Source organism: Streptomyces sp. NPDC058955 (assembly GCF_042741435.1).
Classification (GTDB): domain Bacteria; phylum Actinomycetota; class Actinomycetes; order Streptomycetales; family Streptomycetaceae; genus Streptomyces.
The window spans coordinates 1-9,438 of sequence record NZ_JBHYKM010000169.1; the positions used below are offsets into that span (position 1 = coordinate 1).

Here is a 9,438-nt window from a genome sequence, read left to right on the forward strand (position 1 = left end):
GTGCGACGGCACCGCCCGCCCCGGGCCGCCCGCTCTCCGCGGGGGCGCCGACGGCTCAGCCGCCCAGCAGCAGCGCCTGGTCCAGCGCCTGGAGGAAACGATTCGTCGTCGCCCGGTCCCGGACCGCGAGCCGCAGCCAGTGCCGGTCCAGACCCGGGAAGGTGTCCCCGCGCCGGGCCGCGAACCCCAGCAGCCGCAGCCGCTCCCGGATCGCGTCCGCGCCCTCGATCCGGATCAGCACGAACGGCCCCTCCGCCGCCGCCACCGTCCGCACCTCGTCGAACTCCGCGAGCCCCGCCAGCAGATGCGCCCGCTCCGTCCCGATCCGGTGCGCCGCGTGCTCCGCCTCTGCCAGCGCCGCCCGCGACATGCACGCCTCCGCCGCCACCAGCGCCGGCGTCGACACCGGCCACAGCGGCTGCGCCCGCTCCAGGAGCCCGATCGTGTCCGGCTCCGCGAGCACGTAACCGATCCGCAGCCCCGCGAGGCCCCAGGTCTTGGTCAGGCTCCGCAGCACCACCAGACCCGGCACGTCCGTCCGCCCGGCCAGCGCCTCCCGCTCGCCCGGCACCGCGTCCATGAACGCCTCGTCCACGACCAGGTACCGCCCCGGCCGCGCCAGCGCCGCGATCGTCTCCGCCGGATGCAGCACCGACGTCGGGTTGGTGGGATTGCCGATCACCACCAGGTCCGCGTCCTCCGGCACCGCCGCCGGATCCAGCCGGAAGCCGTCCTCCTCGCGCAGCAGCACCCGGCCCACCTCGTGCCCGGCGTCCCGCAGCGCCGCCTCCGGCTCGGTGAACTGCGGATGCACCACCACCGGCCGGCGCACCGGCAGCGCCCGCGCGAGCAGCACGAACGCCTCGGCCGCGCCCGAGGTCAGCAGCACCCGCCCGGTGGGCAGGTCGTGCCGCTCGGCCACCGCCGCGCGTGCCGAGCGCCCGTCCGGATAGGCGGCCAGGTCGACCAGCGAATGGGCGATCCGCTCCCGCAGCCAGTCCGGCGGGGTCGCCGTGCGGACGTTGACCGCGAGGTCGATGAGTTTCTCGTCCCGGACCTCGGCGTCACCGTGATGACGCAGGTCGTGGATGTGGCTCCCCGCGTGGGGGCTGTCCGTGTGGGTGTCCATGTCCGCCGTCGTGTGGGGGGTGGGGATGTGGGGTGTGCCAGGCTCGCCAGCGATGTACCCGCACGTCAAGGGCAACAACCGTGCGACGGACGTCACTTCGTCCGGACGAAACGGTGCGAATCCGGCGATCGCACACGTCACGCGCCGCGACTTCCGCTTCGGCACCAGCAGCACCGCCCCCGGCCCCGCCGCCCGCAGCGCCGCCGCCTCCGCCACCGACGCCGTCCCCGTCGCCGCCAGCGGCACCTCCGACGGATGCGGTACGGCCACCCCGGCCAGCTCCCCGGCCGGGAACCCCGCCACCGGCACCCCGAACCGCCCGGCCGCCGCCACGATCCCCGGCTCCGCCACGCGCGCGTCCAGCGTCGCGAACCCCACCACGCGCGCGTGCCCCGGCCCGCCCAGCTCCGCCAGCGCGGCCCGCACCAGCGTCAGGACCTCGGCCTCCGTCGCCCCCGAGCGGGCCCCCACGCCGATGTGCACACCGGGCACCCCATCCGCTACCAAGGGGCCATGGCTGTGCTCGTCGCGCTCGGCGCGTTCCTCATGACGCTCTTCGGCGGCTGGGTCGCGCAGCGCGTCACCGACCGCCGGCACCTCGTCCTCGGCCTCGCCGGCGGCCTCATGCTCGGCGTCGTCGGACTCGACCTGCTGCCCGAGGCCCTGGAGGCCGCCGGCGAGGAGGTCTTCGGCGTCCCCCAGGCCCTGCTGCTGTTCGTCGGCGGCTTCCTCTTCGCCCACGTCGTGGAACGCCTCCTCGCCACCCGCCGCGCCGCCCACGGCGCCGAGACCGGGGCGGGGGAGCGGGCCGGCGGCAAGGCGGCCGCGGAACGGACCCCGCAGGTCGGACTCGTGGCCGCCGCCGCCATGGTGCTGCACAGCCTCATGGACGGCATCGCCCTCGGCGCCGCCTTCCAGGTCGGCGGAGGCATGGGCGCCACCGTCGCCCTCGCCGTCGTCACCCACGACTTCGCCGACGGCTTCAACACGTACACGCTCACCCGCGTCTACGGGAACGAGCGCCGCAAGGCCCTCGCCATGCTCCTCGCCGACGCGATCGCCCCGATCGCCGGCGCCGGCCTCGCCACGCTGCTCACTCTTCCGGAGGAACTGCTCGGTAGCTATCTCGGCTTCTTCGGCGGCGCCCTGCTCTACCTCGCCGCCGCCGAGATCCTGCCCGAGGCCCACCACACCCACCCCGCCCGCACCACCCTGCTCTGCACGGTCGCGGGCGTCGGCTTCATCTGGCTCGTGGTGGGCCTCTCCGGCGGCTGAACTCACCCGCAGCGCCCCACGAACCGCGCGGCGACCTCGGGGGACCCCGCCCAGTGCGTGTGCACGTAGCTCGCGTGCACCCCGCCCTGCACGAAGCCCTCCACCCGGGTCTCCGGCTGCCGCAGCCCCCAGGCCGCGAGCGCGCCCGCGCCCGGCTCGATCACCGTCCGGTGGAACTCGTGCCCGCGCAGCCGCGCCCCGGCCGGCGCGAGGACGCTGTCGCTCACGGCCACCGCGTCCCGGTAGCCCAGCGTCAGCCGCGTCGACATCCGCGCGTCCGCGTCGAGCACCCCGCACATCGGCGTGCCGTCCAGCGACCGCGCCAGATACAGCAGCCCGGCGCACTCGGCGGCGACCGGCGCCCCGGTGGCGGCGAAGGCGGCCACGGCCTTCCGCAGCGGCTCGTTGGCGGCCAGCTCGGCCGCGTACATCTCCGGGAACCCGCCGCCGACGACGAGCCCGCCCGTCCCCTCCGGAAGGCTCTCGTCCCGCAGCGGGTCGAAGGTCACCACCTCCGCGCCGGCGGCCGTCAGCAGCTCCGCGTGCTCGGCGTACGAGAACGTGAACGCGGCCCCGCCGGCCACGGCGACCACCGGCCGGCGCCCCGCCCGGGGCGCCACGACCGGCGGCGCCCACGCCTCGGCGGGCAGCTCCGGCGCCGACCGCGCCAGCGCCAGCAGCGCCTCCAGGTCGCACCCGGCCCGCACCTGCTCCGCCTGCGCGGCCACCGCCTCCACGGCCTGGGCCTGCCGCTCGGCGACCGGGATCAGCCCGAGGTGCCGCGACGGCGTCGCCACGGCGGGCGCCCGCCGCAGCACACCGAGCACGGGCACCCCCGACTCCCCGAGCGCCTCCCGCAGCAGGTGCTCGTGCCGGTCGGTCGCGACCTTGTTCAGGATCACCCCGCCGATCCGCACCTCCGGGTCCCAGGACGCGAAGCCGTGCACCAGCGCCGCCACCGACCGCGACTGCGAGGACGCGTCCACGACCAGCACCACCGGCGCCTTCAGCAGCTTCGCCACCTGCGCCGTGGACGCCAGCTCGCCCTGGTCGGCGGCCCCGTCGTACAGGCCCATGACCCCCTCGACCACGGCCAGGTCGCAGCCCCGCGACCCGTGCGCGAAGAGCGGCGCGACCAGCCCCGTCCCGCACATGAACGCGTCGAGGTTGCGGCCCGGGCGGCCGGTGGCGAGCGCGTGGTAGCCCGGGTCGATGTAGTCGGGCCCCACCTTGTGCGGGGAGACGGCCAGACCACGGCCGGCGAACGCGGCCATCAGGCCGGTCGCCACCGTGGTCTTGCCCGCGCCCGACGAGGGGGCCGCGATGACGAGACGTGCTACCACTCGATGCCCCGCTGGCCCTTCTGACCGGCGTCCATCGGGTGCTTCACCTTGGACATGTCGGTGACCAGGTCGGCGAAGTCGACCAGCTCCTGCGGCGCGTTGCGCCCGGTGATGACGACGTGCTGCTGCCCCGGACGGTCCCGCAGCACCTCGACGACCTCCTTCACGTCGATCCAGCCCCAGTGGAGCAGGTACGCGAACTCGTCGAGGACGTAGAACTTGTACTTCTCCTCGGCCAGGTCCCGCTTGACCTGCTCCCAGCCCTCGCGGGCCTTGTCCTCGTGCGACTGCTCGCCCTCGGCGACCTCGCGCTGGATCCAGGACCAGCCCTCGCCCATCTTGTTCCAGGTGACCGTCCCGCCCTTGCCGGTCTCGCCGAGCGCCTTGAGGGCGTTCTCCTCGCCGACCTTCCACTTGGCGGACTTCACGAACTGGAACACCCCGATCGGCCAGCCCTGGTTCCAGGCGCGCAGCGCCATCCCGAAGGCGGCCGTCGACTTCCCCTTGCCGACGCCGGTGTGCACCATTACCAGCGCCCGGTTGCGGCGCTGACGGGTCGTGAGACCGTCGTCGGGCACGACGGTCGGCTGTCCCTGCGGCATTAAGCGGCCCTCCTGACAGAGCGGTTGACTTGTGCTTCTCGTACCAGCCCGGCGATCGCGTCGGCGCGCAGTTCGTCCAGGGTGACGGCTGTGCCGCCCAGATCGCGGGCGAGGCTCCCGGCGAGACCGAGCCGCACCGGGCCCGCCTCGCAGTCCACGACGACGCTCGCGGTGCCGTCGGCGGCGTGCAGCCGCGCGGCCCGCGCGGCCAGACCCACCGGGTCCGGCCCGCCGCCGGTCGCCCGCCCGTCGGTCACGACCACGAGCAGCGGCCGGCGCGAGGGGTCCCGCAGCCGCTCCACCCGCAGCACGTCGTGGGCCTTCAGCAGCCCGGCGGAGAGCGGCGTACGGCCACCGGTCGGCAGCTCCTCCAGACGGGCGGCGGCCGCGTCCACGGAGGACGTCGGCGGCAGCGCCAGCTCGGCGCCGCGCCCCCGGAAGGTCACCAGGCCGACCTTGTCGCGCCGCTGGTACGCGTCGAGCAGCAGCGACAGCACGGCGCCCTTCACGGCGCCCATCCGCTTCCGCGCGGCCATCGACCCGGAGGCGTCCACGACGAACAGCACCAGGTTCCCCTCGCGCCCCTCCCGCACCGCCTGCCGCAGATCGTCCCGGCGCACCACGAGCCCCGCCCCGGACCGCCCGCGCGCCTTCTGGTGCGGGGCGGCGGCCCGGACGGTCGCCGACAGGTGCAGCTTGGTCAGCGCGCCCTCGGGGCGGGTCGCCCCGGTGGTCCGGCCGTTCTGGGTCCGGGCCCGGGAACGCCGCCCGGCCGCGCCCTCGCCGAGCCCGGGCACGCTGAGCATCTTCGTACGGAACGGCTCGCCGGCCTTCACGGCGGCCCGCTCACCGGCCGCGCCCCGGGGCGCGGGCGCGTGCTCGGGAGCCTGGGCGGGGCCCTGTTCCGGCACGCCGTCCGACTCGGGCGCGGGTCCCTCACCGCCCTGCGGCGGCACCCCGCCGCCACCGGGCCCGCCGTCCCCCGGCCCGTCGGGACCCGGGTCCGGATCGTCGTCCGGCTCCTCGCCCTTGAACTGCTCCAGGGTCTCGTCGAGCTTGTCCTGGTCGATCCCCGGCGCGTCGAAGGGATTGCGCCGCCGCCGGTGGGGGAGCGCGAGCAGCGCGGCCTGCCGCACGTCCTCGCTCGTGACCTCCTCCCGCCCCGCCCAGGCGGCGAGCGCGGTCGCGGTCCGGGCCATCACGATGTCGGCGCGCATGCCGTCGACCTCGAACGCGGCGCAGGTGGCGGCGATCTGGAGCAGCACGGCGTCCCCGAGCACCACCCGGGGCAGCAACTCCCGTGCGGCGACGATCCGTTCGCGCAGCGCGGCCTCCTCGCCGGCCCAGCGGGCGGCGAACCCGGCGGGGTCGTCCTCGAACGCGAGCCTGCGCCGCACCACTTCGACCCGCTCCTCGGGCACCCGCGAGGCGGCGACCTCCACGGTCAGCCCGAACCGGTCGAGCAGCTGCGGCCGCAGCTCGCCCTCCTCGGGGTTCATCGTCCCGACGAGCAGGAACCGCGCCGCGTGCCGCACGGAGACGCCCTCGCGCTCGACGTGCGAGGCGCCCATGGCGGCGGCGTCGAGGAGGTGGTCGATCAGATGGTCGGACAGCAGATTGACCTCGTCGACGTACAGGATCCCCCGGTGGGCGGCGGCGAGCAGCCCCGGCTCGAACGCCTTCACCCCCTCGGCGAGCGCCCGCTCGATGTCGAGCGCCCCGACGAGCCGGTCCTCGGAGGCCCCGACGGGCAGCTCCACCATCCGGGCGGCCCGCGCCTCGGCCCCGCCGTCCCCGTGCGGCCCGTCCGGGCACCCGGGATCGGGCGAGCCCGGATCGCAACTGAACCGGCACCCGGCGACGACGGCCACCTCGGGCAGCAGTTCGGCGAGTGCCCGCACGGCGGTCGACTTGGCCGTCCCCTTCTCGCCGCGCACGAGCACACCCCCCACGGCCGGCGAGACCGCGTTCAGCAGCAGCGCGAGCCGCAGATCGTCCATCCCGACGACGGCGGTGAACGGAAACCGGGTGCTCATCGCATGTTCCTCTCCAGAAGATGACTGTCAACCGCCGCCGTTCCCGCCACCGGCCCGCCGGCCGCCGACGGCGCGCAACCGCCCACAGGGGCTACCCGCAGGTGACGTTCCGAGCCGCACGGGTGGTGCGGGTGGGAACCACAGCCCGGCCGGAGGCCGGGCGCAGCCCCCGCGCGGCGAGCCCGCGCCGAGCGCCCGCCCCGCACCCCGATCACGGCGCACCCGGCGGCACGAACGGCAGCCCCTTCGGGGCCCCGTCCTCGATGAGCCGCAGCAGCGCGTCCGTGTCGGCGTGCTCCTCGACCAGGTCGCCGAGGCGGTCCAGCTGCTCCTCGCGCAGGGCGCCGAACGACGTGTCGGGGGCCGGGACGAAGGCCCGTCCGGCCGCCGCCGCGACCTCCCGCAGGAAGGCCCGCCGGAAGCCGTCGCTCTCCAGGGAGCCGTGCCAGTGGGTGCCCCACACGGCGCCGACCCGGCACCCGTCGAGGAACGGCTCCCCGCCGCGCACGTCCGCGACGCCGTGGTGGATCTCGTACCCCTCGACCCGCTCCCCGAGCGCCTCGCCGACCGGCCGCGCGAGGGTCTTCTCGCGCGCGAACCGGACCCGTACGGGCAGCAGCCCGAGCCCCTCGACGGCGCCCGCCCTCGACTCGACCTCGTCCTCGATGTGCTCGCCCAGCGCCTGGAAGCCGCCGCAGATCCCCAGCACCGGACGGCCCTCGGCGGCCCGCCGGACCAGTGCCTCCGCGAGGCCGCGCTCGCGCAGCCACGCCAGTGCCTTGACCGTGCCGCGTGTGCCCGGCACGACCACCAGGTCCGCGTCGGCCAGCTCCTCCGGCCGGTCGACGAACCGCACGATCACGCCCGGCTCGGCGGCCAGCGCGTCCACGTCGGTGAAGTTCGACATCAGCGGGACGGCGCAGACCGCGACCCGCAGCACGTCCGCGCCGACCGGCGGCGCGACGACGGACTCGCGGACGGTGCCGCGCAGCGAGACCCGCAGGCCGTCCTCCTCGTCGATGCCGAGGCCGTGCGCGTACGGCAGGACGCCGTAGGTCCGGCGACCGGTCAGCCCGTGCAGCATGTCCAGGCCGGGCTCCAGGAGCGTCACGTCACCGCGGAACTTGTTCACCAGGTATCCGGCGATCAGCTCCTGGTCCTCGGGCGCGAGCAGCGCCGTGGTGCCGAAGAACTGGGCGAAGACCCCGCCCCGGTCGATGTCGCCGACCACGACCACGGGCAGCCGCGCGGCCCGCGCGATGCCCATGTTGACGATGTCGGTGCGGCGCAGATTGATCTCGGCCGGGCTGCCGGCCCCCTCGCAGATCACCGCGTCGTGGGTGGCCCGCAGCTCCTCCAGGCAGGCGAGCACCGGCTCGAAGAGCGTCTGCTGGCGGCCCCCGTGGTAGCCGCGGGCGCTCATCTCGCCGACCGGCTTGCCCATGAGCACGACCTGGCTGGACCGGTCGCCGCCCGGCTTGAGCAGCACCGGGTTCATCAGCGCGGTCGGCTCGACGCGGGCGGCCTGCGCCTGCATGGCCTGGGCGCGGCCGATCTCGGCGCCCTCCCGCGTCACGAAGGAGTTGAGGGACATGTTCTGTCCCTTGAACGGCGCGACCTTGACGCCCTGCCGGACCAGCCAGCGGCAGATGCCCGCCGTGACGACGCTCTTGCCCGCGTCGGAGGTCGTCCCGGCGACGAGCAGCCCCCCACCCCTCACTTCGTCCTCCGCTTCGCCGTGGCCTCGAATGCCGTGTCGGTCAGGATCCGGCCGCCCACACAGGCGGCCAGGGTCAGCCAGGTCACCCGGCGGGAGAGCCGGACGGCCCGGTCGATGTCGGCGACCTCGACGGGCCGCCCCCCGCCGTTGAGGACGGGCCGGTGCTCGACCCGCCCGCCGTACGAGAGCGTTCCCCCGAGCCGTACCCCGAGGGCGCCCGCGAACGCCGCCTCGACCGGTCCGGCGTTGGGGCTCGGGTGCTTACCGGCGTCCGCCCGCCAGGCCCGTACGGCTCCGCGCCGGTCGCCGCCCGCGAGGACCGCGAGCGCGGCGGTGAGCCGGGCACCGGGCCAGCCGGCCAGGTCGTCGAGGCGGGCCGAGGCCCAGCCGTAGCGGCGGTACCGGGGTGACCTGTGGCCCACCATGGCGTCCAGCGTGTTGACGGCCCGGAAGCCGAGCAGCCCGGGCACGCCCGCGACCGCGCCCCAGACGAGGGCGCCGACGACGGCGTCGGAGGTGTTCTCGGCGACGGACTCGACGACCGCGCGGGCCATCGCGGGACCGTCCAGGGACTGCGGGTCGCGCCCGACCAGGTGCGGCATCCGCTCCCGGGCGACCTCCAGGTCGCCGGCGGCGAGCGCCCCGCCGATGGCCCGGGCCTCCCGGCCCAGGGTCGTACCGCCGACGACGGCCCACACGGCGGCGGCGGTCAGCGCGGCGGAGGCGGCCCGGCTGCCACGGGCCGTACGGGCGGCCAGCGCCCCGGCGGCGGCGGCGCCACCGGCGCAGACGGCGGTGTGCAGGGCGCCCCGGCCGCGGTGGTCGCGGTACAGGCGCCGCTCGACGGCGGCGGCGGCCCGGCCGAAGGCGGCGACGGGGTGGCCGCGGCGGGGATCGCCGAGGACCAGGTCGACGGCGAGGCCGGCGGCCGCTCCGTACGCGAAGACTGCGGTGGCTCGGGAAGCCACGGGGGTGCGGCCGGGCATGGCGGCGTGTCCTCACTCAGGGTCCGCGCCCTGGGTCGACGTGACCGGCGGCGAGAGTTCCTGACTCCCGGTCCCCGGCTGTTCGCCGGGCCCGGTCACAGTGGCGGGACCGCGCCGGAATCGCACCGGGCTTCCTCTCCATTGCCGCCGTATTGGCCCCGGCAGTCCACCACGCCCCGCGAAGGGCCGTCAACTCACCCTTGACCTGCGACGGGTCACTGTGCGGAGCGCCACAGACACGAGGGCCGGGGGCGGGCCCGCCGGGCGTGGGGGGGCGCGCGCGCCCCGGGGTGGGGGGCTGACACCGCAAGTGGATATCCGCAGACCAGAGACAGCCCCCCCCCGCG

Annotated in this window: 7 protein-coding genes and 1 riboswitch; of the genes, 1 reads left to right on the top strand and 6 read right to left on the bottom strand. The window is 76.0% G+C overall.

Annotated features, from left to right (window positions below; translation table 11 throughout):
• Window positions 1–55: 55 nt before the first annotated feature.
• Window positions 56–1,621 carry an Rv2231c family pyridoxal phosphate-dependent protein CobC gene (gene cobC, locus ACFW1I_RS35865; protein WP_384677876.1) on the bottom strand — a complete coding sequence of 522 codons (1,566 nt, stop codon included), beginning with the start codon at window positions 1,619–1,621 and terminating at the stop codon, window positions 56–58.
• A gap of 21 nt (window positions 1,622–1,642) precedes the next feature.
• Between cobC and ACFW1I_RS35870 the strand changes: the two genes are divergently transcribed.
• Complete coding sequence (locus ACFW1I_RS35870) at window positions 1,643–2,404, top strand: ZIP family metal transporter (RefSeq protein ID WP_384677878.1); 762 nt, start codon at window positions 1,643–1,645, stop codon at window positions 2,402–2,404.
• Window positions 2,405–2,406: 2 nt separating this feature from the next.
• On the opposite strand, the gene ACFW1I_RS35875 is transcribed toward ACFW1I_RS35870, so the two are convergent.
• From ACFW1I_RS35875 to ACFW1I_RS35895, 5 genes are all read right to left on the bottom strand, one after another.
• Window positions 2,407–3,747: a cobyrinate a,c-diamide synthase gene (locus tag ACFW1I_RS35875; RefSeq protein WP_384677880.1), complete on the bottom strand. Its 1,341-nt coding sequence runs from the start codon at window positions 3,745–3,747 to the stop codon at window positions 2,407–2,409.
• On the bottom strand, window positions 3,741–4,349 hold the full coding sequence (cobO, locus tag ACFW1I_RS35880; RefSeq protein ID WP_169086012.1) for a cob(I)yrinic acid a,c-diamide adenosyltransferase: 609 nt from the start codon (window positions 4,347–4,349) through the stop codon (window positions 3,741–3,743). Before cobO ends, ACFW1I_RS35875 begins: the two co-directional genes overlap by 7 nt.
• Window positions 4,349–6,385, bottom strand: a complete 2,037-nt coding sequence (locus ACFW1I_RS35885; protein ID WP_384677885.1) for a putative cobaltochelatase — start codon at window positions 6,383–6,385, stop codon at window positions 4,349–4,351. The genes cobO and ACFW1I_RS35885 overlap by 1 nt, the downstream gene beginning before the upstream one ends.
• A 211-nt stretch (window positions 6,386–6,596) precedes the next feature.
• Window positions 6,597–8,105, bottom strand: coding sequence for a cobyric acid synthase (locus tag ACFW1I_RS35890; RefSeq protein ID WP_384677887.1), 1,509 nt, complete (start codon window positions 8,103–8,105; stop codon window positions 6,597–6,599).
• Complete coding sequence (locus ACFW1I_RS35895) at window positions 8,102–9,091, bottom strand: cobalamin biosynthesis protein (RefSeq protein WP_384677889.1); 990 nt, start codon at window positions 9,089–9,091, stop codon at window positions 8,102–8,104. Before ACFW1I_RS35895 ends, ACFW1I_RS35890 begins: the two co-directional genes overlap by 4 nt.
• Window positions 9,092–9,145: 54 nt before the next feature.
• A riboswitch (cobalamin riboswitch) is annotated at window positions 9,146–9,229 on the bottom strand.
• Window positions 9,230–9,438: the final 209 nt, after the last annotated feature.